Source organism: Bacteroides nordii (assembly GCF_019930665.1).
In the GTDB taxonomy this organism is placed as follows: Bacteria; Bacteroidota; Bacteroidia; order Bacteroidales; family Bacteroidaceae; genus Bacteroides; species Bacteroides nordii.
The window spans coordinates 829,001-854,966 of record NZ_CP082886.1; the positions used below are offsets into that span (position 1 = coordinate 829,001).

Sequence of the window (25,966 nt, forward strand, 5' to 3'; positions counted from 1 at the left end):
TAGGTTAAGGCATAATTTTTTTTGTCTTAGGCGGAATTTGAGTTTGATTTTCCTTTACTTTTGTATGCAATAAAAGTAAATGAAGTAAACGAAAATGTCAAACTTACCCACATTAATAGCCGATCTGGCACTGATACTGCTTTGTGCAGGTATTATGACCCTGTTGTTTAAAAAACTAAAACAGCCATTGGTGTTGGGGTATGTTGTCGCCGGTTTTCTTGCCAGTCCTCACATGCCTTATACTCCTTCGGTGATGGATACCGCTAATATTAAGACATGGGCCGATATAGGTGTAATATTTCTTCTGTTCGCATTGGGACTCGAATTCAGTTTTAAGAAGATAGTGAAAGTAGGAGGGACTGCCGTTATTGCGGCTTGTACCATTATATTTTGTATGATTTTGCTGGGAGCCGGTGTCGGGATGAGCTTTGGGTGGCAACGGATGGATTGTATTTTTTTGGGCGGTATGATTGCAATGTCTTCAACGACTATTATCTATAAGGCGTTTGATGATCTTGGGTTACGCAAGAAGCAATTCACCGGATTAGTACTGAGTATTCTGATATTGGAAGATATTCTTGCTATTGTTCTTATGGTGATGCTTTCTACAATGGCTGTGAGTAATAATTTTGAGGGTACCGAAATGCTTGAAAGTATCGGTAAGCTTCTTTTCTTCCTGATTCTTTGGTTCGTTGTCGGTATTTACCTTATTCCTGAATTTCTAAAGCGTTGCCGTAAGCTGATGAGTGAAGAAACTTTGCTGATTGTTTCTTTGGCTCTTTGTTTTGGTATGGTGGTGATTGCTGCTAATACCGGATTCTCTGCTGCTTTTGGCGCTTTTATTATGGGGTCTATTCTTGCTGAAACGATTGAAGCGGAATCCATTGATCGGTTAGTAAAACCCGTTAAAGACCTTTTTGGTGCAATCTTTTTTGTTTCTGTCGGTATGATGGTAGATCCTGCCATGATTGGAGAATATGCGTTGCCTATTCTGGTGATAACTATTGCTGTCATAGTAGGACAAGCACTCTTTGGTACATTTGGAGTTGTTTTGGCAGGCCAGCCTTTGAAGACGGCCATGCAATGTGGGTTCAGTCTGACACAGATTGGGGAGTTTGCCTTTATCATTGCCTCATTGGGAGTGGCACTCCATGTGACGAGTGATTTTCTTTATCCGATTGTGGTTGCAGTTTCGGTGATTACTACTTTTCTTACTCCTTATATGATTCGTTTGGCAGAACCGGCATCCAGTTTTGTTGATAGGCATTTGCCCGAATCCTGGAGAAATTTTCTGACTCGTTATTCCTCTGGTTCACAAACGTTGAATCATGAAAACCTATGGCGTAAACTTCTTTTTGCGATGGCTCGAATCGTAGTGGTATACTCTATTGTTAGTATTTCCGTGATAGCTCTGTCGTTTCGTTTTGTTGTTCCGTTCTTCCGTGAAAATCTGCCTGGTTTTTGGGGTTCATTACTGGGAGCTGCTTTTACTATTTTATGTATATCACCCTTCCTGCGTGCTATAATGGTGAAGAAGAATCATTCGACTGAGTTTACTACTCTTTGGGAGGCGCATCGGGCCAATCGTGCTCCGTTGGTTTCAACGATTGTACTTCGTATGGTGATTGCAGTATTATTCGTTATGTTTATCATTGCCCAGCTCTTTAAATCGTCAATAGGACTGATAATCGGTGTAGCAATATTGCTTGTTGTATTGATGGTACTTTCACGGCAACTAAAGAAAAGGTCTATATTGATTGAACGGAAGTTTTTTCAAAATCTTCGTTCCCGGGATGTACGGGCCGAATATATGGGAGAGAAAAAGCCAGAGTATGCAGGACGATTACTTTCCCGTGACTTGCATCTGGCTGATTTTGAAATTCCGGGCGAGTCTCTTTGGGCGGGAAAAACATTGCTTGAACTAAATTTGGGGAAGAAATACGGAGTTCATGTTGTTTCTATTCTTCGAGGGAAACGGCGTATCAATATTCCGGGAGGAAGTGTACGTTTGTTTCCAATGGATAAGATTCAGGTGATTGGTACGGATGAACAGTTGAATGTATTTGGAGAAGATATGTCGCGTGGCTCTTATGTAGACAGTGATGTATTTGAAAAGAGCGAGATGACTTTAAAACAGTTTATGATTGATTCTGATTGTGCTTTTTTAGGTAAGACTTTGCGTGAATCGGGTATTCGTGATAAGTATCATTGTCTGATAGCCGGAGTGGAACGTGGTGAAGAGATGCTGATGACTCCGGATGTCAATGCTCCGTTTGAGGAGGGGGATGTGTTGTGGGTAGTTGGCGAAAAAGAGGATGTTTACCAATTAGTCGGGCAAAAGAATTAAAAAATCGACATTAGATAAATATCATATGTTTATCTTTGCCAAAAAGCGAGATAAGTTACGCCTTGGCATAAGAAATGAACAAGCTCATTTTATTCTGTTCTCGGTTTATGTTATCTTTGTCTTCGTATAAATTAAAAACAGAATTTTATATCATGAAAAGCGATCCTAAAGAATGTCTGTACTGTCAGAACAATGAAACGCTGCACAATCTGATGATTGAGATTGCACAGCTAAGTGTATCACGTGTGTTTCTTTTTAAAGAGCAAACCTATCGTGGACGTTGCCTTGTGGCATACAAAGATCATGTGAATGATTTGAATGAATTGAGTGATGAAGACCGTAATGCATTTATGGCAGATGTGGTTCGTGTGACCCGTGCGATGGATAAAGCTTTCCATCCGGAAAAAATAAATTATGGTGCTTATTCTGATAAACTCTCTCATCTGCACTTTCATTTAGCCCCTAAATATGTAGGCGGACCGGATTATGGTGCTACATTTCAGATGAATCCGGGGAAAGTCTATCTGACGGATGCCGAATATCAGGAACTGATAGATGCGGTAAAAGAAAACTTATAATAGTGGTGAGTGAGTAGTGATAAGTGATTAGTTGCTGCGCCATATTCCGCATGGTACTAATCACTAATCACTAATCCGCTTATCACTCAACTCCCTCTTCTTCAAAATCGAAATCAAAGTCAAAGTCATCCATAAACTCCGGAGTGGTAAACTCTTCTATGCTTCTTCGGTCTTTCTTTGTCGGACGACCTGTACCACGGGCACGATCTATGAACCCACTGATTTTGCTCATTTCTAATAATTCGTATTGATCGGGCGTTGTTACATTTTCCATCACTTCGGGAACCAATTTGGCGCCGACACGTTTTTCGATGGCTTGCAATACTTTGAATGAATATGTGATAGGAGGTTTCTTCACCTGAATAACATCTCCCGGCTTAATCATTCGGGCTGCTTTTACAAATGAGCCATTCATACTGATTCGTCCCTTTTTACAGGCTTCTGCGGCAATTGTACGTGTTTTGAAAATACGTACAGCCCACATCCATTTATCTATTCTTGCTTCAGGCATAGAGATATTTACAATTTTACGATTTGCAATTTACAATTTTTAGATTTGTCATTTTACCATACTACAAATTTGTACATTGTACATGGTAAATTATACTTGTTCTTATTTTTTATTGAACTGATTCATTGTTATATTGATTCCTGCTAAACAAAAGCTTTTAATAATCTCTCCGGCGGTTTCCAAACGCTCATCCATTGTCTTCCAATCTTCATTTGTGAAATGTCCGAGTACAAAATCAACTTGCCCCCCACGTGGGAATTCGTTTCCTATTCCAAAGCGTAGACGTGCATAGTCTTGTGTTCCCAGTGTGGCCGCGATATGTTTCAGGCCATTGTGGCCGGCGTCACTTCCCTTTCCTTTTAGGCGAAGGGTACCGAAGGGCAATGACAGGTCATCTACCACGATCAGTACATTTTCCAGTGGAATTTTCTCTTCCTGCATCCAGTAACGAACAGCTAATCCACTTAAATTCATAAATGTAGAAGGTTTAAGCAACAGTAATTGTTGTCCTTTTATCGAAAAAGAAGCAGTAGAACCATAACGTCCACTGACGAATGGAGTATTATTTAATTTTGCCAGAGCATCTACTACCATAAAACCTATATTATGGCGTGTTTCATGATATTCGGGGCCAATATTACCCAATCCTACAATGAGATATTTCATAAATAAAGATGTATTGAAATGAAAAAGAAACGCAGACTAACACAGACCAAAATCTGTGATAATCTGCGTTCCGAAATATTCTGATAGAAGTATTTCTGTGATTATTTTCCTGCAGTAGCAGCTGCACCTCTTGCTGCACGAGTCAGTTTAACTGCGCATACAACAGCTTCTTTGGCATTCAATAATTCAAGACCTTCATAGCTCAGTTCACCCACTTTAACAGTCTTACCAAGACCTAAGTGAGAAACATTTACTATCAATTTCTCCGGAATGATGTTATAAAGAGCTTTTACTTTCAGTTTACGCATCTGCAAAACCAACTTACCACCGGCTTTAACACCTTCTGCAAGACCTTCCAACTGTACAGGCACTTCCATTACGATAGGTTTGGCTTCATCAATCTGATAGAAGTCAACATGCAGAATGTTGTCTTTTACCGGGTGAAACTGAATATCTTTAAGGATAGCATTTACTTTTTTGCCATCGATAATCAGATCTACTACATAGATGTGCGGAGTATAAACCAAATTACGCAGACCTTCTGCAGGTACAGTAAAGTGGATGTTTTCACCACCTCCGTAAAGTACACAAGGTACACCGTTGTCTTTACGAATAGCTTTCAATGCTCTGGCTTGATCAGAAGAGCGTTCTGCAATTGTTCTTGCAGTTCCTTTTACTTCAATTGATTTCATTTTTTTAATTTTTTTGTGTTACTCTAAATTAAGTGATTTGAGTGCTTAATTCACCATCACACGGTGTGATATCCACACAATGTTGCAAAAAAGCGGTGCAAAAGTACGCTTTCTTTCTGAAATATCAAAGAAATTGTTATTCAAAATCAATATCTATTTTAATTTCATCGGTTGGCTGTACCTCTTCTGTTAGTTCTTCTTCTTTCACAATGTGTCCCTGTTGGTCGTTGATGTACTCTATAGCTTGAGTCAGTCCGGTCATGAATTTATCAAAATCTTCTTTATACAAGAAAATCTTATGTTTTTCAAAACTTACCTGCGAGTCGTCACCTTCGCCCATGATCACTTTTTTACTTTCGGTGATGGCGAGGAACATTTCGTCTTTACGGTTTTTCTTTACGTCAAGATAATAAATACGCTTACCAGCCTTAATGGACTTTGAGAATACAATCTCTTTATCATTCATATCTATGCTCATTTTCTTTTTTAAATCTTCCATATCATTAGGTCTGTTTATAATCGGCTTCAAAATTGGAACTTTTTTTTCAACTGTCAAAAGAAAAAGGGCAGAGAATGAAATACAACATTAAAAAATGTGATTTATTTGTGGAAACTCATTAAAAATATCTACTTTTGCAATTCGTTAATAACAGTATTATTAAAGATTATGATTAACAGAGTTCTTATTCGTCTAAAAATCATACAGATAGTGTATGCTTACTATCAGAACGGCAGCAAAAATTTAGACTCAGCGGAGAAAGAGTTGTTTTTTAGCCTCTCAAAGGCTTATGACCTCTACAACTATTTGTTGATGCTTATGATTGCATTGACGGACTACGCACAAAAACGTATTGACACAGCAAAAGCCAAACTGAAACCTACTAAAGAAGAGTTGTATCCTAACATGAAATTTGTTGAAAACAAATTCGTATCGCAACTTGAAGTAAATAAACAATTGACAGAGTTTATAGCCAATCAAAAAAGAACATGGGCTAACGACCAGGATTTTATCAAAGAACTTTATGATAAAATAGTGGAGTCAGATATATATAAAGAATATATGGCTTCTGCTGATAATTCTTATGAAGCAGACCGTGAACTATGGAGAAAGCTCTATAAAGCATTTGTTTTTAATAATGATTCTTTGGATCAGGTATTGGAAGATCAGAGTTTGTATTGGAATGATGACAAAGAGATTGTAGATACATTTGTTTTGAAAACTATTAAACGTTTTGAAGAAAAGAACGGTGCTAATCAGGCTTTGCTTCCGGAATTTAAGGATGATGAAGATCAGGAGTTCGCACGTCGTCTTTTCCGTCGTACCATTTTGAATGCAGATTACTATCGCCATCTCATTAGTGAAAACACCAAGAACTGGGATTTGGATCGTGTTGCCTTTATGGATGTAATTGTAATGCAGACTGCTTTAGCAGAAATTCTAAGTTTTCCGAACATTCCGGTTAGTGTTTCGTTAAATGAATATGTAGAGATTGCCAAACTTTATAGTACAGCTAAGAGTGGTAGTTTTATCAATGGAACTTTGGATGGAATTGTTAATCAATTAAAAAAAGAAGGTAAGTTGGCGAAAAACTGATACCTTTGCTATTATAGATTAAAAAACTAAAACAGATTATTTATGAATTTATTGACTGTATTACTGCAAGCTCCTGCTGCTGGTCCCGACGGAAGTCTGATGTGGATTATGCTGATAGCAATGTTTGTTATCATGTATTTCTTTATGATTCGTCCTCAGAACAAAAAACAAAAAGAGATTGCTAATTTCCGTAAATCTCTTCAGGTGAATCAAAAGGTTATCACTGCCGGAGGTATACATGGCATTATTAAAGAGATTAATGATGACCACATTGTACTTGAAATTGCAACTAATGTAAAAATTAAGATAGATAAGAATTCTATTTTTGCTGACGCTTCTGCTGCTAATCAGCAGCCAGCTAAATAAGCTATAAACATAAATAAAGCCTATGTTCGAACGTAGGGACATAAAGTATATTTATTTGAAATTTTCTAAAAAGATTAGGAACTTTTTACTCAGTGAAAAGAGTAGGGAATTCCTGATCTTTTTATTTTTCTTTCTTATAGCCAGTGGTTTTTGGCTTCTCCAAACTTTAAACAATGATTATGAAGCGGAATTTTCTATTCCTGTTCGTTTGAAAGAAGTTCCCAATGATGTAGTAATCACCTCGGAACCTTCTTCTGAACTTCGTATTAAGGTAAAAGACAGGGGAACTGTTTTGTTAAACTATATGTTAGGAAAAAGCTTTTTTCCGGTGAATCTTAATTTCAATGACTATAGTGCCCGTAATAATCATGTGCGGATTTATTCGTCAGAGTTTGAGAAAAAAATCATGAGCCAACTGAATGTATCTACTCGGTTGATTTCTGTAAAACCTGATACATTGGAATACATATACTCTACCGGTAAATCAAAACGTGTTCCGGTGAAAATGCAGGGTAAAGTGACTGCTGCCCGGCAATACTATCTCTCTGATACAATCTATTCGCCGGATTCTGTTTTAGTTTATGCTCCTGTTGCTATTTTGGATACAATAACTACTGCCTACACGCGTAAGGTTGACTTGAGCAATATTGCAGATACATTGACACATCATGTTGCTCTGGCAGAGGTAAAGGGAGCCAAGTTCATTCCTAATGCTGTAGATTTAACTTTTCCGGTAGATATGTATACGGAAAAAACGGTTGAAGTGCCTTTGCATGGAGTTAATTTTCCGGCAGATAAGGTTTTGCGTACTTTTCCTTCAAAGGTACAGATTACTTTTCAGGTTGGGTATCATAACTTTTATAAAATTGAAGCAAATTCCTTTATTATAAATATATCTTATGAGGAGTTACTGAAGTTAGGTTCAGATAAGTATACGGTAAAACTCAAATCTATTCCTGATGGGGTGAGTCATATTCGTATAGCACCTAAAAAGGTTGATTTTCTTATAGAACAAGTATCTTCTAATGGCGATTAAAATAGGCATAACCGGAGGTATAGGTAGTGGCAAGAGCGTTGTTTCGCGATTGTTGGAGGTGATGGGCATTCCTGTGTATATAGCCGATATTGAATCTAAAAGATTGACAAATACAGATCCCTTCATTCGGCAAGAACTTTGTGCTTTGCTTGGTGAAAAAGTTTTTGAAGGAGGTGAGCTGAATAAAGCATTTCTGGCTTCTTATCTTTTTGGACATCCGGATCATGCAAGGCGAATCAATGAAATTATTCATCCGCAGGTGAAGGATGATTTTCGACGCTGGGTAGAGGGGCAATCGTTTTCTTCTATAGTAGGTATGGAATCTGCTATATTAATAGAGTCGGGTTTTGCTGCTGAAGTAGATGTCGTGGTGATGGTGTATGCCCCATTGGAATTACGTGTACAGCGTGCCATCAAACGTGATTGTTCCTCGCGTGAACTTATAATGAAGCGTATACGAAGCCAGATGAGTGATGAGGAAAAGCGTAAACAGGCTGAATTTGTAATCGTTAATGACGGTAAAGTGCCATTAATTCCACAGGTTCTGGAGTTAATTTCTTTGCTATCTGAAAAGATTGCTTCTCTTTCGGGAAAATAGGTCTCGTCTTAACAATAAAAATAGGCTTGCTTATTTTGTATTGTCTTTGGCTTACACTATCTTTGCCCACCGAAAAAATAACTAATAAATAAAAAGAATATACTATGTTGAAGACTATTTTGTCTATCTCCGGAAAACCGGGATTGTATAAACTTATTTCGCAGGGAAAGAATATGCTGATTGTTGAATCTGTTAGCGCAGAAAAAAAGCGTTTCCCTGCTTACGGAAATGAAAAAATTATTTCTCTGGCAGATATAGCAATGTATACAAATGATGCTGAAGTTCCTTTGCGTGACGTTCTTGAATCGATCAAGGAAAAAGAGAATGCGGGAACTGCTTCTATTGACCCTAAGAAGGCTACTGCGGAGGAATTGCGTGCTTATTTGACAGAAGTACTTCCTGATTTTGATCGTGAGAGGGTATATATGACTGATATTAAAAAATTAATTTCATGGTATAATATTCTTGTTACAAATGGAATTACTGAGTTTAAAGATGACGCAGAACAACAAGAGGAGGCTGTAGAAATAGCGGAATAAGATGTAATCTGATATCTTTTTCAGTTATAAAAGAAGTGTGATAAATATCTTTTGAGGATGTTTATCACGCTTTTTCTTTTTTTATTGGAATGCTTTAAACAAAAAGGAATTCGTTCTGTTCTGCTTATACTATATATTTGCAGGAATATTTTTGAGCTTTCCTTTATAAGATTCAGAGCTTTTTACTTATCTTTGTTGCAATCCACCGATTTCTGAAAAGTCAGGAGGGAGGATTGCTTAGTAATTACTTAGAACAAAGGCGTTTATTATATTATTCTGTACTTGAAATCTGGACAATTTCACTATTCAGGAATAATGGAAACAAGCGCTCATGCTCCGCTGTATATGCAAATATATGGTATTGGGCGTGGGGTGTTGTTGTACATTATTTGAATAGTGGCAGTCCAGAGCCTCAAGTGCGATAATGGCAACAGTTCCCACGCTTTTATATATAAATATCTTCTTGGGGGACTGGAAGATGGATGTAAATGGGGTATGGATAAAAGGTCAAACAAAACATTCGAGTTTCAGCTAGACACAGAAAAGGGAGTATTGTGTCTGAGTGATCTGCTTATAAATACAATGGTTTATTTGTATAATGATAACGGATATTTGCAGGTAAAAGAATTATGTATTTCCTCCTCATTGACATTAGAACTTCCGAAGCGTGGAACCTACGTACTTGTTATACTGCATCCTGCCAGCGAGGTGGTAGTACGTAGAATTATTTATTAAGTTTTTCGATATAAAAAAGAAGGTGTGTCAAAATGCACACCTTCTGTTTTTTACGCACAAAGCCCCGACTTTCACAAGCTGGGGCTTTGTTATTACCTAAAGATTTTGTATCTTTAGGCATAAGAATTTCACTATGACAAAGATACATTTTCGTCCTTACAATCCCAACCAAACCGTTCTTTTTCCTCAAAGAATTGATGAGGATATTGCAGAAAACGATCCGGTACGCATGGTTGACGCCCTGGTTGAGGGCTTGAATCTTGAAAGTTTCAGAAAGCTGTATAAGGAATGCGGGCGCAGCCCTTACCACCCCAGGATGATGCTCAAGGTCATTCTGTATGCCTATATGAACAACATCTACTCCTGCCGGAAAATTGAAAAGCTCCTTCACCGTGACATCCATTATATCTGGCTGGCCGGATATGAGAAACCGGATTTCATTACCATCAACCGTTTCCGCAACCGGGTGAAGAAGGAAATCAACGAGGTGTTTACGCAAACCGTAGTTCTTCTCTCTTCCAAAGGCTTCATCAGCCTGAATGTGGAATACATTGACGGGACAAAGATCGAATCCAAAGCCAACAAGTACACTTTCGTCTGGCGAAAAACGGTTGAGCGGAACCGTGAACGCCTGATGAAGAAGATACATGTCCTGTTAGGGCAGATAGACGATGTCATTGCCCGGGAGAAGTCATCAGAGAACAATGAGGAGGTTGGGTTCACTCCGGCCATGCTGACTGAAATGGCAGGAGAATTGCGTCATGCACTGGAACAGGTTTCCGAGCCATCCGCGAAAGAGGAAAAGACTGAACTGAAAAAGAAACGCAAACAGTTGAAGGAACTGGAAGAACACAGGGACAAACTGCAGGAATACGACTGCCATCTGGAAACGCTGCAAGAGAGGAATTCCTATTCCAAGACGGACAAGGACGCTACTTTTATGAGAATGAAGGAGGATGCCATGCGCAACGGACAGACGAAGCCCGGTTACAACCTTCAAATCGGCACCGAAAATCAGTTCATCACCGATTTTGCACTCTTCCCGAACCCTACGGATACACTGACCCTGATTCCTTTCCTGCAATCTTTTTCAAACAGGTATGACCGGATGGCCCATACGGTGGTTGCTGATTCCGGCTATGGCTCCGAAGAGAATTACCGCTTCATGTCCGAAAACGGCATGGAAGCCTACGTAAAGTACAACTATTTCCACATGGAGCAGCGGCCGAGATTCAAACCGGACCCGTTCAAGGCCGAAAACTTCTACTACAATGAAGAACATGACTTCTGCATCTGCCCTATGGGGCAAAGGATGCGGAGGATAGGCACCAGGAATGTGAAAACCGCATCCGGATATGTCAACGAAAATGCACGGTACAGAGCTGTCAGGTGTGAAGGCTGTCCCCTGCGATGCCGCTGTTTTAAAGCAAAAGGAAACAGGACGATAGAACTGAATCATAGGCTTAGACAATACAAGCGGAGAGCCAAAGAACTGCTCTGCTCTGAGAAAGGACTGAAACACAGAGGGCAGAGATGCATAGAACCGGAAGCCGTGTTCGGACAAATTAAAAACAATATGAACTACAAACGTTTCCGACATTTTGGAAAGGACAAGGTCTTCATGGACTTTGCCTTCCTAGCCATTGCCTTCAATATAAAAAAGATGTGTGCAAAACTGACAAAAAAGGGTATGAACTGGCTGATTAGACTGTTTTATGAGCTTACAACTGCTGTTTTTAGATGCTGGGAACACATAAATCAAAGAAATCTTCAAAAGATCGCAGCTTAAAGAAAGTGAACAGATTTGTATAGTGATGAACAAAAAAAGAGGTGCATCGTGCATTACGACACACCTCCTTGTATATAAGGATCTGTTTTATTTTAGTTACGGAATGATAATCCATCCCCCGCAACATCAACAATGATTGCTTTACTGCGATCTACTTCTTGTGCGAGTAACTTTTTCGACAGGTCATTGAGCAAATAACGCTGGATAGCTCTTTTTACGGGGCGTGCACCAAACTCCGGATCATAACCGGCTTGCGCTATAAAGTTTATGGCAGCATCTGTCAATTTCAATTCTACACCATTTCCCGCAAGCATCTTTTGAACGCCTTTAATCTGTAATAAAACAATTTCCCTGATCTCTTTCTCCGTTAGCGGTAAGAACATGATTGTTTCATCAATACGGTTCAGGAATTCCGGACGAATTGTTTTCTTCAACATGTTCATCACTTCTTTTTTGGTCTCTTCAACTACTTCTTCTTTGTTGGAGCTGTTGAGTTTTTCCATTTGACTCTGTATATAGGAGCTTCCCATGTTTGAAGTCATGATGATGATTGTGTTTTTGAAATTGACCACACGTCCTTTGTTGTCTGTCAATCGCCCGTCATCCAATACCTGCAACAGGATATTGAATACATCCGGATGCGCCTTTTCTATTTCATCAAACAATACTACTGAATATGGTTTACGCCGGATGGCTTCTGTCAATTGTCCGCCTTCATCATATCCTACGTATCCCGGAGGAGCTCCGACCAAGCGGGAAACACTGTGTTTCTCTTGGTATTCACTCATGTCAATACGTGTCATCATTGTTTCGTCATCGAACAGAAATTCAGCAAGTGCTTTTGCCAATTCTGTTTTACCTACACCAGTAGTTCCCAGGAAGATAAATGATCCAATCGGACGTTTCGGGTCTTGCAGTCCGGCACGACTACGGCGTACTGCATCGGCTACGGCAGCAATTGCTTCGTCCTGGCCGATAACCCGCTCATGAAGTTCTTCCTCAAGATGGAGCAGTTTGTCTTTCTCACTTTGTAACATTTTGCTGACGGGGATTCCTGTCCAGCGGGATACTACATCAGCAATGTCCTCAGCGTCTACCTCCTCTTTAATCATTGCAGAACCTCCCTGCATTTGTTTCAGTTCTTCTTGTGTATCTTTTATCTCCTGATCTAAAGCTTGTAACTTACCATAACGTATTTCGGCTACTTTTCCGTAATCACCCTCACGTTCAGCTTTTTCAGCTTCAAATTTCAGATTTTCAATATCCACTTTGTTTTGCTGAATCTTATCCATCAGTGATTTCTCACTTTGCCATTTCGCTTTGAATGATTTCTCCTGTTCCTTCAATTCGGCTATCTCTTTGCCTATTGTATCCAATTTGGGTTGATCCTTTTCACGCTTGATGGCTTCACGTTCAATCTCCAATTGTTTGATTTTACGTGAAATCTCATCCAGATCTTCCGGAACAGAGTCTACTTCCATGCGTAGTTTGGCTGCTGCTTCATCCATCAGGTCGATAGCCTTATCCGGTAAAAAACGATCGGTGATATAGCGGCTACTCAATTCTACTGCAGCGATGATAGCATCATCTTTAATACGTACGTGATGGTGATTTTCGTAACGCTCTTTCAATCCACGGAGGATAGAAATAGTACTTAGGGTATCCGGTTCGTCCACTTGTACAATCTGGAAACGACGTTCCAATGCCTTATCCTTTTCAAAATATTTTTGATATTCATCAAGGGTGGTAGCACCGATAGCGCGCAGTTCTCCACGAGCCAATGCCGGTTTTAGAATATTGGCAGCGTCCATGGCACCTTCACCTTTTCCGGCACCCACCAGTGTATGTATTTCGTCAATGAACAGAATAATGTTCCCTTCGGATTTCATTACTTCATTGACCACCGATTTCAATCGTTCTTCAAATTCGCCTTTATATTTGGCGCCTGCTACCAATGCACCCATATCCAGAGAATATACTTGTTTGTCTCTCAGGTTTTCGGGTACGTCACCTCTCAATATACGATGTGCCAAACCTTCTACAATAGCTGTTTTACCGGTACCTGGTTCACCGATCAGGATAGGATTGTTTTTTGTACGGCGACTCAATATCTGTAGTACACGCCGTATCTCTTCATCCCGTCCGATTACCGGATCGAGTTTACCGCTACGTGCTGCTTCGTTTAAGTTGATAGCATATTTCTCGAGTGACTGATAAGTATCTTCGCTTGATTGTGAAGTTACTTTCTCTCCTTTGCGCAGTTCGCTGATAGCGCTGCGTAATTCTTTTTCCGCCATACCTGCATCCTTGAGAATGGTAGAGGCAGTACTTTTTACAGTCAATAAAGCCAATAACAGATGTTCCAGTGAAACAAACTCGTCACCCATTTCTTTGGAATACTGGGTTGCTTTCTGAAGTACTTCATTTGACTCTCTGCTCAGATAGGGTTCTCCACCGGAAACCTTAGGTAATGAGTCAATTTGTTTATCAACAACCAGTGCAATCTGTTGTCCGTTTACTCCTAACTTCTGAAAAATGAAGTTGGTAACGTTTTCGCCTACCTTCATTACTCCCGTAAGTAGATGGACCGGTTCGATGGCCTGTTGCCCTCGGGCTTTGACCAGATTGACGGCCTCCTGCACCGCTTCTTGTGACTTAATGGTAAAGTTGTTAAAGTTCATATCTTATGTCTCCTTTCTTATTTTCACGTTTCTAATAACACTGAAAGGGCGCAAAAGATTTGCCAATGCACATATTATGCCATTTTTTCAGTAATTTTAGATAATAGATTGACAAAATGTCCTGCCTTTATATCTATGTACAACGTTGTTTGCGAGGAAGTTTTCATCCTTTTTAATGTTTCATTTTGTTTCAACGTATTGAGAAAAGTGTTTCAACCTGTTGAGAGTCTTTTCTCAATACATTGAGAGTGTTGTTTCAATGTTTTCCCTAGTCCATTCCTGTTTGTGGTAAAATTTTAGAAGATTAATGCCGTCTGTATAAAAGCTTTATTGTATCTTTATCCGCTAATAAATAGACAAGAATAGATTTTTATGGATGAAAAGATAAAACTTCCTGAGATAGTGATGCTCGTTGATGCCGCATTTCTGAATTTTATAGTGTCAGATTTGAAGAGATATTTCGAGAATGTGTTAAATCGTCCGTTACAGGAAATTGATTTATCGTTGTTGACTACTTATTTGGCATTGGATGCCGGTATTGAAGAGGGAGATAATAAAGTGCAACTGTTATTTGTGTACGATCAGGACTCTTCTAATCTGGCTTTCTGTAATCCGTCAGATTTGAAAAAAGAGCTTGATGGGGTTGCCTTTTCAGATCAGTTTGGAGAGTTTTCTTTCGCAGGAGTACCCTGCGAAGGGATGGTAACTCGTGAAGAGCTGTTTCTTGATTTATTGCAGATAGTCCTTGACTCGGCAGATGTGAAAAAGCTGATTGTGCTTTCTTTCAATGAAGAGTATGGTAATAAAGTGACTGCTGTTTTGAATAAAGTAAAAGAAAAAGAGATTATTCAGTTCCGGGTGGATGAATCGGAAGAGACTATAGAGTATCAGTGGGAGATGCTGGCATATCCACTGATGCAAGCATTGGGAATAAAAGGAGACGAATTATAGAAGTCTCTTTTTTCACCTGTCACTAATCGTTAATCACTACTTAATATGTCCGATTTTCGTTTGAAAGTATTTCAGAGTGTAGCGAAGAATCTCAGTTTCACTAAAGCCTCTCAGGAGCTTTTTGTAAGTCAACCTGCCATAACAAAACATATCCAGGAATTGGAAACTTGTTATCAGACGCGGCTTTTCGATCGGCAGGGGAATAAAATTTCTCTCACAGAAGCCGGGAAATTGCTTCTGGAACATAGCGAACGCATCCTTGATGCCTATAAGCGGTTGGAATATGAAATGCATCTTCTGCATGGTGATTATATAGGTGAATTAAAACTTGGAGCCAGTACTACCATTGCCCAATATGTACTTCCACCTTTACTTGGAAATTTTATTCGTAAATTTCCACAGGTAAATCTGTCTTTGCTGAATGGAAACTCTCGTGGAATAGAAGCTGCGTTGCAAGAACATCGGATTGACTTAGGCCTGGTTGAGGGCATCTTTCGTTTACCTAATCTGAAATATACAACTTTTTTAGAAGATGAACTGGTGGCTGTGGTACATAACCAAAGTAAACTTTCGCTACCGGATGAAATAACTCCAGAAGATTTACCAGGTATTCCTCTTGTACTTCGCGAACGTGGTTCGGGTACGCTTGATGTCTTTGAACGTACTTTGTTACAGCATAATATCAAGCTGTCTTCTCTTAATGTCTTGATGTATTTAGGCAGTACCGAGAGCATTAAGTTATTTCTGGAGAATACGGATTGCATGGGTATTGTGTCTGTTCGCTCAATTTATAAGGAACTGGCTGCCGGTACCTTCCGTGTCATAGAGATAAGAGGAATGCAGATGTTGCGTGAGTTTTGTTTCGTACATCAGCAAGGGCAGGAGGGAGGCTTATCGCAAGTATTTATGCAGTTTGCGATGCATCACAGCAAGAATTTGTAATCACTCCTTTGTACTTTGTTTTATATACACCCGGTGTGCTCCCCGGCCGGAAGTATCTATACCTGAATCTGGTAGTTTGGCCCATTGTTTCAGTTCATTGGTTGCCGTTGTGCGGAGCAGTCCCGTTAGTTTTTGGTACTCACGGACTGTTAAATACGGATGTTCGTCGAGGTATTTTATAGCCCGTTCCAGCCGTTGCTCCGGTGTATACTTTTCAGAAGAACGCCTGGACTTCCAGTTTGCCCTTTCCAAGTAGCATCTTTCGTTGATATTCCTTATCATACTCCTGTCTACCCGGAAGTTTACCCCTCCCACAATGATACTTTGTGCATTGCGGTGCTTGCCCGTCTCACCGATTTCTTCCCTTTCTTTCCCTTCGCGCAAAGTCAGTGCCGGGGTAAATGTTCCTATTCCATCCAGTTTCACCGAGCATCCGTTTGCCATTAGTTTGGCCATTTCCAGGGCTGCTTGCTTCAGTATTCCTTCGATTTCTCCCGGTTTGAATCCACTGGTATCCGTTATTCTGCGTACCAGACCGTTGAAGTCTATTTGATCTATCATCGCAAACCGGGGGTAGAGTACTCGTTCGCCCGTCTTGTGTATATCGGGCATTTCTTCCATTATATACTGTGCCATATCTTTTTCCTTATATAATATCTTTTTAATACTTGTAGAACACAGGATAAAAACTTGCTTTCCTTCCTGAAAAAAGTTCTCTTTCTCTTTGAATAATCTACAACTGAAAGTTTTGGTTTTATAAATATAAGTTTTAGTTGTAAGAATAGAACTTTTGGTTCTATAATCAGAACTTGAGGTTATAGATTTATAATAAACAAAGATAACTTTTTTCTTTGAGAAAAAGAAGTTATTTAGGGAAGAAAAGAGAATTATTGTTTCATGTTTGTGGGGGAAGAGAATATAGGTACTCATGGTGAACTTTTTTCATCAAAGAATAAAGATTGAATGTATACTTCTTCTGGTATTTGAGATAAATCCCGGATGAATATTAAATCTACAAGAAAAGTGGTATATATAATTTTTTATTTAATAAGTTTTTATATTTTTGCAATGAGATTATAGCGATAGGCTCAAAATATTTATTAGGAAAGAATTGTAAGAAGCGTCATGCTTCATTCTTGTTTCTGAAAACCTGAGAAATTTTAAGAAACTACAAGAATGACATAGTCGGTTCCCGCGCTGTATCAGCGTGGGTCTGCTGTCTATTCATTTGTAGTTTCGGGTTTCTCAGGACTTTCAGAAGCAAATGATAGCACGCAGTTCCACGCTTTTGGTACTATAAAAACTTGAAAAGATTGTTAGTCCCCTTTTTATATATAAGATTTATGGCTATTTGTTTGCTTATTCTTGGAATTTTAGTGAATATTTGCAGAGGATATTGCTATATGAGTAATTTACCTTGTTATACTAAAATTGATAATTAAACCTTTTGTAAAATACTATTTTAACATTTTTATTCCGTTGATGAGGGTTTGTTGTTATGCGTAGAATATATCTATTATTGTTTTTTTGTTTCTCGTTTTTTTATGTGAATGGAAGTAACATTCATTATGGCTTGACCTTTTATTCTCATACTGTAAACCAAGATGTGAGAACGTCTTTGAATTTAACTCCGGATGATCCTTTTTCGTTTCAGGGTGGTTTTTCATTAGAGCTTGATATTAAATTTAATCCGGGAATACAGACTTATGGTTATATATGTAGGGTTACCTCTGGTACTAATAGTTTTGATATAATATCGAATATAAATGCTTCTAAGCTAAATTTCGTATTGATTGATGATGATAAAGCTTTAGCTAATGTTGATTTTAAAATATCGTTACCCAAGAGTCGGGAGGACTGGAGTAAGATGAAGATTAATTTCAAGCAAGACAAAATTATTTGTTCTATTAATGATAATATCCAGACGATACCTTATTCTTTTAATAAATTAGACGATATCAGAATTAATTTTGGTAGAAATTGGACTAAAGTGTTTTACAGTTCAGATGTACCTCCGATTTCAATAAAAGATGTTGCTGTTCGGAATGATAAAGGGGATCTACTCTATTTCTGGAAATTAGATAAATATGCAGGTACAAAGGTATATGATGATATCTGTAGTAAAGAAGCGATAGTAGAGAACGGAAGTTGGGATATTGATAAATATATAAAATGGCAAAAAGAAACATCTATTCCTGTGTCGGAGAGATATGCTCAGATAGCTTTTGATTCTATTCAGAATCGACTTTTTATTGCTACTTCTGATTCTATGATTTTCTTTAATATGGATGATTTTCGTATCAAAAGAATTAAAACTCAAAAAGGTTCTCCTTTTGGTGCAGGGGGGAGTAGCCAGATGATCTATGATTGTATAAACGATCGGTTGGTTTCTTACAGTTTGCTATATCCTGACTTTATTCTTTATGATTTTGCAAAGAATGAGTGGTCAGGAGATAAGTTAGATCAGAGGTTTGCACCGGCACACCACCATAATCGTTTTATTGATATGGAAAAAAGGCAGTTGGTTACGTTTGGAGGATATGGCTATCAGTCTTATAAAGCGTGGTTGTCTACACATCCATTAGACAGTGGTGTTTGGGATATAAAGAATATGTCAAAGGATATCTCTCCGCGTTATTTGAGTGCTTTAGGTTATTTGGGGAAGGGCAAATTTTTACTTTTGGGAGGATATGGCAGTATATCCGGAAAACAGGAAGAATCTCCCAAGAATTTTTATGATTTGTATGAAATGGATTCTCGAAATCAAACTTGCAAAAAGTTGTTTGATTTGACCGTTCCGAGAGTACCGGTAACTTTTTCAAACTCAATGATAATTGATAAAGATAAAGCATATGCACTGGCTTATGATAATAATCGTTTTCATACTTTATTAAGTCTATGTGAAGTGAGCCTTACAGATGGTTCTGTTTCTATTATTGCCGATTCTATTCCATATAATTTTTTAGATATGGAATCGTTCTGTGATCTTATATTGGACAAGGAGAAATCTATCTTATATGCAGTCTTAATGCAGAAAAATCAATCGGATAATTTTAATGTGGATATTTATTCTTTGTCATATCCTCCATTAAAGGTATCGGATGTTATTCAGAAGAGTGGATTGGCAGAGAAAAAAAGTAATCAATTGATTTTTGTAATATGCCTTTTATTCCTTATTTGTTTATCTTTTGTTGTTTTCTTTTGCGTAAGAAGAAAACGAAGGGAAACTCCTCCTGCAAAAAGTATCTCTTCATTTTCCGGGAGTGTAACAAAATCGCCTACTGTTGAATTAAAAACTCCGGTTTCTACTGTAAAGCTTTTGGGAGGATTTCAGGTTTTTGATAAAGAAGGAGTAGATATTACTGATAATTTCACTCCTATCGTTAAACAGATTCTCTTATATCTTTTATTAAGTACTGTAAAAGACGGAAAGAAGGTTACTTCGGAGAAATTGGATGAAACATTCTGGTTTGAAATGGATAAAGCCAGTGCATCGAATAACAGAAGCGTCAATGTGCGAAAGCTTAGATTATTGTTAGAGAAAGTTGGTGATATTAGTATTGTCAATAAGACATCTTATTGGTTTGTAGAGATGGGGGATAAAGTTGTCTGTGATTATAAAAACATCATGCTCTTACTGAAAAAGACTAAGGAGGAAAAGAGAGTTAGTGCGAATATATTGACTGCCATTTTAGATATTGCTCAGAATGGAACTCTTCTTCCTAATTTGAATGCGGAATGGGCAGATGGATACAAATCGGAGTATTCGACTCTTTTGATAGAAGTTCTTTTAAAATCAGTATTGTTGCCGGAGGTAGAATCAGATTTGAATTTGCAGGTGAAAATTGCCAATGTGATATTGCTTCATGATAATATAGATGAGGAAGCTGTGAGAATAAAATGCCGTGCATTGTTTTTGCTTGGGCAGAAAGGTGCTTCTAAACAATGTTTTGATAAATTCGCGCAAGAACATTTACGTTTGCTTAATACTTATCCTGAAATTAGTTACGACGAAGTTGTATCATAGTAGATAGTTACATTATCATTCTATTTTTAAGACTATATTTTAAAGTGTTTTAGTTCATTAATGATAAATTAAGATTCAATTAAGGTGTGTAAACCTGATTGAATCTTAATTTTTTTTTGATCTTAATGCTCATGTTATCAGTGGGTTATATTTTTGTTTTTAATAAATTACTTCAGTTAAGGTCTGATTAATCTTTTATTAGGTTCATACACATACATTTGCTTAAGTTTTTAGTACTTGATCTGTGTTCTATAGATTTTGGTACTCTGTTGAAGACAAAGGAAAGCAAATTATTAATTAAAGAATTATCTTAAATATTGAACCCATGAAAAGCCTTATTCCTTTTCTATATGTTGCATTATTATTTGTTTCATGTTCTGGTAACAAACAAATATCTTCTGAGTTAAATCGATATGTAGACCCTTTTATAGGTACTACTTATACAGGGCATACCTTTCCGGGGGCGACTTATCCTTTGGGGATGGTACAACCTGGTCCTCAGACCGGGTGTATTGGTTGGGATTATTGTGCCGGATATCGTTATGAGGATACCATGATATCAGGATTCTCTCAAAATCGGTTGAATGGTACAGGAGTACCGGATATGGGTGATATACTGATTATGCCATTTTCAGGGAAGGATACAAAGAATTTTCAAAGTACGTATCGGAAGGATTCAGAAGTGGCTAATCCTGGTTACTATTCTGTGGAGCTAGTTGATAATTCGGTGAAAGTAGAGTTAACGGCTACTTCGCATGTTGCTATGCATCGGTATCAGTTTGAAAAAGAGAATCCTGCAATATACATTAACTTTCAGAATGGAATGGTTGGGAGTGAAAATAGTTATGATAACAGAGTACTTGATGCCGACATACAAAAAGAGGATATGTATACTATAACTGGTTATCAGCGAGTGAAGGCCTGGGTTGAACGTGATCTCTTTTATGTAATAAAGTTAGATAAACCAATTGTAGCATTTGAAGATGCTGAGGATGGACGTGAAGATAAGGCTCCTCGTAAGATAATTCGTTTAGCTGATGAAAGAGAGGTACAGATAAAAGTTGCTTTTTCAATGGTTAGCATTGAGGGAGCTAAAAAGAATCTGAATTTGGAATTGGAACATTGGGATTTTGATACAGTTCGAAAAGAGGCTGAAAATAAATGGGAGAATTATTTGTCACGGATTGAAATTGAAGGTACTGATGAACAGAAAATAAATTTTTATACGGCTTTGTATCATTTACTGATACAACCTAATAACGTAGCCGATGTAAACGGACAATATAAAAATGCGAAAGATTCGGTTTCGCTTTCTCCTTTTGGAATATATTATTCTACTTTTTCCTTGTGGGATACTTATCGGGCGGCTCATCCTCTATATACCATTCTTACTCCGGAGTTACTTCCCGATATGGTAAATTCTATGTTACTGCACGCCGAATGCCAAGGGTATTTACCGATTTGGACGTTATGGGGAAAAGAGACGCATTGTATGATTGGTAATCATGCAGTTCCGGTTATTGTAGAAGCCTGTTTGAAAAACTTTCCGGGAATTGATGTGGAACAGGCTTATCATTTGATCAAGAAATCTTTGACAGTTTCTCATTTTAAATATGATGTAGAGGCCTATGATCGATATGGATATTTTCCTTTTGACATTGTGGAAGAAGAATCTGTCTCTCGTACGTTGGAGGGAGCTTATGATGATTATTGTGCAGCACAGTTGGCCAAGAAATTGGGTAAAGGTGATGATTATGATTTTTTTATGAAACGTTCGGCGAGTTATAAAAAGCTATTTGATAATGAAACGGGACTGATGCGTGGAAAAGATTCCAACGGCAAATGGCGTACACCATTCAGTGCTTTTCATTTATCTCATGCCGGGACTGCCGGTGGTGATTATACTGAAGGGAATGCTTGGCAATATACATGGCATGTACAACAAGACATAGCAGGGTTGACAGAGTTAATGGGGGGAACAGATAAGATGATAATGAAGCTGGATTCACTTTTTGTTATTGAACAATCTACTGATCAGACTGGATTTGTTGGAGATGTAACAGGCCTGATAGGTCAATATGCTCATGGAAACGAACCGAGTCATCATGTAATATATATGTATACTTTGCTTGGGAAAAATGATCGTACAGCTGAATTAGTCCGTGAAGTATTCGATCGCTTCTATTTACCAAAACCTGATGGGCTATGTGGGAATGATGATTGTGGTCAGATGTCAGCCTGGTATATATTCAGTGCATTAGGATTTTATCCTGTGAATCCGGTCAGTCTTGAATATGTAATGGGGGCCCCTCAGATTCCTCGGGCACAAATAAAATTGAAGAATGGAAAAGTATTCACAATGATAGCACATGATTTGTCTAAAGAGAATAAATATGTGAAATCAGTTCAGTTGAATGGAAGACAAATCAGAGATTATAAAATCTCATATGATGATATTATGCAGGGTGGAACGTTGGAGTTTTTAATGACCAACGAACGTTGATCGGTTATAATCTGAACATTAAAGTACTTTGATATAAATGTAGTAATAGAGCTTATGTTAAACATTAAAATTTGAAATTTATGAAAAACTTATTTTACTCTATGGTATTGGCATTGTGCTGGCAGTCTAATTTATCAGCCCAAGAAACTTTTTATGTAAGTTCGAGTGGAAGTGATGATAATCCTGGAACTAAAGAGCAACCTTGGTATTCACTAAATGCTGATAATTGGACTGATGGATGTACAATTATTGTATTGGATGAAATCTATTTGGACCCGGTAATTGACGTAAGTAAGGAGGCTACTATCAAAGAAGTTACAATAAAAGGGGGTACTCCTGAAGCTGCAATAATGGGGGTGAATGACGATGAGTTTAATGATGGAGAAATGAATGTTTCAAGTTTCTTTGATTTGAAAAGAGTGAAGTTGAACTTGGAAGATATTACGCTGAAAAATTTGCATCGGGATGGGGGAACCGGATCTGGTGGTATGATATACGTAGATCCATATTCGGAGTTGAATCTTAATAATGTTGTTGTGAGAAACGGAGTGGTTACTACTGGAGTAAACTGCCGTGGAGGCGCCATTTGCAGTGAAGGTAAACTGGTTGTAAAAAATTCAATTTTTGAAGGATGTAAAGCTTATCAAGGCGGTGCCGTTTGTCTGAGAGAATCTGAGAATCCTATTTATGCCCGATTTGAAGATTGTATATTCAGAAATAATGAAACGGGAGACGGTGTGGCTGAAAATGGTAGTGGAGCTGCCGGAGGTGCTTTATACATAGAAGGTATGGAGATGGATATTACTTTTGATAAGTGTTATTTTGATTCTAACGTGGCTACTAATACAGCCAGAAATGCTACAGGAGGTGGCATACGTTTATTCCTTAATGAGGAATGTGATGCGAATGTAACATTTATGAATTGTACGGTATCAAACAATAAGTCTGTGGGTGCCAGTGGATTCATGCACTGGGCAAGATGCGAACAAGGAAATGTAAACTTGAAGTTTGTTAATAATGTATTTTACAAAAATCGTACGGAAGGCCCACAAGCGAATCTTATTACTTCTCAGAAACCAGCGCCTACTGTAGGGATGTCGGGAAGTTTTGTTTTTGTAAACAATACGTCCATGATGAACAATACTGGTGTTGACGGATTAGTTCAGACAGACCAGAATGCCATAAATTTCAGTGACTTTGGTGGTGATTTCGATTTGGTTTTTGTAAATAATATTATGTTGGATTGTATGATAGAACCTATTGATAAAGGTGACGGAACAATGGTTGACCAGTTAGGTTGGGGATGGTCAATCCGGGAAAAAGATGCCAGATCGACAGGTGAATATATTATTAAGAATAATTTGATTGATGGTGTAGGTGGAGCGTATGATGCGACTTGGGGTGCCGGATTTTTGTATCATTTTAATAATGAAGATATTGCTACGGCAAATAACAACAAAAGTGTTCGCGGCAAGTCTACTGACCAGAAACTGAAACAAGTGGGAATTAATCGTAAGTTAACCGAACCGACAGAAGGTATTCCTTATATCGAGATCAATGATCCTGAAGGATATGCTATTGATAATGGAGTTTCTTCGTTGATATATAAAGGAGAAGAATTGATTCCGCAAACTGATATAAGAGGTGTTGCTAAAACTGGTAATTCCAGAGATTTAGGTGCTTTCGAGTATAATGGAGTTGTTTCTTCTGTCAATGAATTTAAAGTGGATTCTCAGGTTCATGTTTATTTGAATCATCTTACAGGTATTTTGTATTTTTCTGAAGAAGTTGCATCGGTTCAAATGTATACATCTTTTGGTATGCCGTGCATTCCTAGTGCTGTGAACGTTACATCTGTTAACATACAGAATCTGGAAAAAGGTATTTACATCGTGCGGATAGTAGATAAAAATGGAAAGGTATATTCTGAAAAGATCTTGAAATAAAAATAAAACACAGAAAGGTGCTTTGAAAAGGTTTATGCACCTTTCTGTGAATTATATAAAATAATTATTGAAGATTAAATCCTGTAACTATGGATAAATTCTTGGAAAAGAAAAGAGCTTTTTCTTTATTTATTGTATTTTCGATAGCAATATTTTCTGTTTATTCTCAACAAGAAGAAACATGGAGAGATTATAGTTCTATCATAAAAAAATGTATTTACAATGATTACAGAGGAATGTTCAGAGAAGAGGGGATGGCTTTGAAATATCCTTTTATTACTCCGGGAAGCAATCAATACTCCGATGTTTTATGGGATTGGGATTCTTGGCTGACTAATATAGCACTACGTCAGATATTGTTGGATATAGGTAATGATAAAGCTTCGAAAGAAGCCATAGAATATGAGCAAGGTTGTATCTTGAATTTTTTGGAATTTGGAGGAATGGATGGTTGGATACCTATAAATATAAAGCGGGAATCTGTGAGAGCCGAAATACAACCTAAAGAAATTTATAAAACGAATATGCATAAGCCATGTTTGGCTCAACATGCTGCATTTTTAACAAAACTCAATGGTGGTGATGCCGAATGGCTTAGAGTTAAATTTTATTATCTTCAGACTTTTGTGAATAATTATATTAACCATCATCGAGATCGGGCTACCGGATTATATTATTGGCAAAATGATGTAGCTATCGGAGTAGATAATGATCCGTGTACCTATTATCGTCCGGCAAGAAGCTCCGGATCTATTTTTTTAAATTGTTTGATGTATAAGGAATTGAAAGCTGTAGCTTATTTGTGCGAAAGGTTGGGTCTGTTTGAGATCGCACCTCAATATCAAAAGAATGCATCAGATTTGCGAGAAGCTATTCAAAAGCATTGTTGGGATGAAAGAGACGGTTTCTTCTATAGTGTAGATTTGAATTTATTGCCTGTAAGGGGGTCGGAGGCATTTGAGAGACATAGTGGCATGCCTCGTGATTGGGATTGTCTGATCATGAGAATTGGTGTTTGGTCAGGCTTTTTGGCCATGTGGGCAGATATTGCAACGCCGGAACAATCGGAAAGAATCGTTCGGGAACATTTAAAAAATGCAGAAACCTTTAATGCTCCGTATGGCATCAGAACTCTTTCTAAAATGGAGAAGATGTATAATTTGAAAGCTACCGGTAATCCGTCATCTTGGTTAGGGCCCGTGTGGGGGATTTCGAATTATATGGTTTGGAAAGGGTTGGTGAAATATAGGTATGAAGAGGAGGCGTACGAATTGGCCGAGAAAACTATAAAGTTATTTGGACGTGATTTTAAACGTTTCGGGGCTTTACACGAGTATTATCAGCCTGAAAATGGGGAGCCTATACTAAATCCTGGATTTCAGAATTGGAATTATCTGGTTATGAATATGTTGGCATGGCTGGAGAATAGGCCATTGGTTGATGAATTTTAAAAAGTAAAAATCGA

21 protein-coding genes are annotated in these 25,966 nt (G+C 38.0%); 15 read left to right on the plus strand and 6 right to left on the minus strand.

The genetic code is table 11. From position 1 onward, the window contains the following. Positions 1–94: 94 nt before the first annotated feature. On the plus strand, positions 95–2,347 hold the full coding sequence (locus K8P02_RS03220) for a cation:proton antiporter (protein WP_007484623.1): 2,253 nt from the start codon (positions 95–97) through the stop codon (positions 2,345–2,347). Between the two features lie 152 nt (positions 2,348–2,499). Further along, positions 2,500–2,925, plus strand: coding sequence for an HIT family protein (locus tag K8P02_RS03225; protein ID WP_002562015.1), 426 nt, complete (start codon positions 2,500–2,502; stop codon positions 2,923–2,925). Positions 2,926–3,007: 82 nt separating this feature from the next. Here K8P02_RS03225 and K8P02_RS03230 read toward each other — a convergent pair whose 3' ends face one another. From K8P02_RS03230 to K8P02_RS03245, 4 genes are all read right to left on the minus strand, one after another. Further along, positions 3,008–3,436 (minus strand): RNA-binding S4 domain-containing protein, encoded by a 429-nt coding sequence (locus tag K8P02_RS03230; RefSeq protein WP_002562014.1) that lies wholly within the window; start codon positions 3,434–3,436, stop codon positions 3,008–3,010. Positions 3,437–3,538: 102 nt separating this feature from the next. Then, complete coding sequence (gene pth / locus K8P02_RS03235; protein WP_007484626.1) at positions 3,539–4,102, minus strand: aminoacyl-tRNA hydrolase; 564 nt, start codon at positions 4,100–4,102, stop codon at positions 3,539–3,541. 101 nt (positions 4,103–4,203) lie between these two features. Continuing rightward, positions 4,204–4,794, minus strand: coding sequence for a 50S ribosomal protein L25/general stress protein Ctc (locus K8P02_RS03240; RefSeq protein ID WP_002562012.1), 591 nt, complete (start codon positions 4,792–4,794; stop codon positions 4,204–4,206). A gap of 136 nt (positions 4,795–4,930) precedes the next feature. Next, entirely contained in the window at positions 4,931–5,293 is a 363-nt protein-coding gene (locus K8P02_RS03245; RefSeq protein ID WP_002562011.1) for a DUF3276 family protein, read from the minus strand. A gap of 168 nt (positions 5,294–5,461) precedes the next feature. Between K8P02_RS03245 and nusB the strand changes: the two genes are divergently transcribed. The 7 genes from nusB to K8P02_RS03280 all read left to right on the plus strand — a co-directional run bounded on the left by nusB (position 5,462) and on the right by K8P02_RS03280 (position 11,451). Next, complete coding sequence (gene nusB, locus K8P02_RS03250) at positions 5,462–6,388, plus strand: transcription antitermination factor NusB (protein ID WP_044095482.1); 927 nt, start codon at positions 5,462–5,464, stop codon at positions 6,386–6,388. Between the two features lie 42 nt (positions 6,389–6,430). Next, positions 6,431–6,754: a preprotein translocase subunit YajC gene (gene yajC / locus K8P02_RS03255; RefSeq protein WP_002562009.1), complete on the plus strand. Its 324-nt coding sequence runs from the start codon at positions 6,431–6,433 to the stop codon at positions 6,752–6,754. Positions 6,755–6,776: 22 nt separating this feature from the next. Beyond that, the gene (locus tag K8P02_RS03260) at positions 6,777–7,790 is read left to right on the plus strand and encodes a CdaR family protein (protein ID WP_002562008.1); all 1,014 of its coding nucleotides are present in this window, start codon (positions 6,777–6,779) and stop codon (positions 7,788–7,790) included. After that, positions 7,780–8,388: a dephospho-CoA kinase gene (gene coaE, locus K8P02_RS03265; RefSeq protein ID WP_002562007.1), complete on the plus strand. Its 609-nt coding sequence runs from the start codon at positions 7,780–7,782 to the stop codon at positions 8,386–8,388. The genes K8P02_RS03260 and coaE overlap by 11 nt, the downstream gene beginning before the upstream one ends. Positions 8,389–8,492: 104 nt before the next feature. Continuing rightward, the gene (locus K8P02_RS03270; RefSeq protein WP_025868212.1) at positions 8,493–8,927 is read left to right on the plus strand and encodes a DUF5606 family protein; all 435 of its coding nucleotides are present in this window, start codon (positions 8,493–8,495) and stop codon (positions 8,925–8,927) included. Between the two features lie 495 nt (positions 8,928–9,422). Then, complete coding sequence (locus K8P02_RS03275) at positions 9,423–9,662, plus strand: hypothetical protein (RefSeq protein WP_002562005.1); 240 nt, start codon at positions 9,423–9,425, stop codon at positions 9,660–9,662. 133 nt (positions 9,663–9,795) lie between these two features. After that, the gene (locus K8P02_RS03280) at positions 9,796–11,451 is read left to right on the plus strand and encodes an IS1182 family transposase (RefSeq protein ID WP_004312012.1); all 1,656 of its coding nucleotides are present in this window, start codon (positions 9,796–9,798) and stop codon (positions 11,449–11,451) included. Positions 11,452–11,543: 92 nt separating this feature from the next. Here K8P02_RS03280 and clpB read toward each other — a convergent pair whose 3' ends face one another. Next, entirely contained in the window at positions 11,544–14,132 is a 2,589-nt protein-coding gene (gene clpB / locus K8P02_RS03285) for an ATP-dependent chaperone ClpB (protein WP_007484628.1), read from the minus strand. A 372-nt stretch (positions 14,133–14,504) separates the two neighbouring features. Here clpB and K8P02_RS03290 point away from each other — a divergent pair, with 372 nt between their 5' ends. Further along, entirely contained in the window at positions 14,505–15,083 is a 579-nt protein-coding gene (locus K8P02_RS03290; RefSeq protein WP_002562003.1) for a DUF6621 family protein, read from the plus strand. Between the two features lie 45 nt (positions 15,084–15,128). Next, the gene (locus tag K8P02_RS03295) at positions 15,129–16,025 is read left to right on the plus strand and encodes a LysR family transcriptional regulator (protein WP_002562002.1); all 897 of its coding nucleotides are present in this window, start codon (positions 15,129–15,131) and stop codon (positions 16,023–16,025) included. Here the strand turns inward: K8P02_RS03295 and K8P02_RS03300 are convergent, their stop codons facing one another. Then, positions 16,026–16,661: an HU family DNA-binding protein gene (locus K8P02_RS03300; RefSeq protein WP_007484630.1), complete on the minus strand. Its 636-nt coding sequence runs from the start codon at positions 16,659–16,661 to the stop codon at positions 16,026–16,028. Between the two features lie 970 nt (positions 16,662–17,631). On the opposite strand from K8P02_RS03300, the gene K8P02_RS03305 reads away from it, so the two are divergent. The 4 genes from K8P02_RS03305 to K8P02_RS03320 all read left to right on the plus strand — a co-directional run bounded on the left by K8P02_RS03305 (position 17,632) and on the right by K8P02_RS03320 (position 25,952). Further along, positions 17,632–20,052: a hypothetical protein gene (locus K8P02_RS03305; RefSeq protein ID WP_223381982.1), complete on the plus strand. Its 2,421-nt coding sequence runs from the start codon at positions 17,632–17,634 to the stop codon at positions 20,050–20,052. Positions 20,053–20,377: 325 nt separating this feature from the next. Continuing rightward, the gene (locus K8P02_RS03310) at positions 20,378–22,555 is read left to right on the plus strand and encodes a GH92 family glycosyl hydrolase (protein WP_002561999.1); all 2,178 of its coding nucleotides are present in this window, start codon (positions 20,378–20,380) and stop codon (positions 22,553–22,555) included. 80 nt (positions 22,556–22,635) lie between these two features. Beyond that, positions 22,636–24,501, plus strand: a complete 1,866-nt coding sequence (locus tag K8P02_RS03315) for a T9SS type A sorting domain-containing protein (protein ID WP_223381984.1) — start codon at positions 22,636–22,638, stop codon at positions 24,499–24,501. An 89-nt stretch (positions 24,502–24,590) separates the two neighbouring features. After that, the gene (locus K8P02_RS03320) at positions 24,591–25,952 is read left to right on the plus strand and encodes an MGH1-like glycoside hydrolase domain-containing protein (RefSeq protein WP_025867711.1); all 1,362 of its coding nucleotides are present in this window, start codon (positions 24,591–24,593) and stop codon (positions 25,950–25,952) included. The last annotated feature ends 14 nt before the right edge of the window (positions 25,953–25,966 follow it).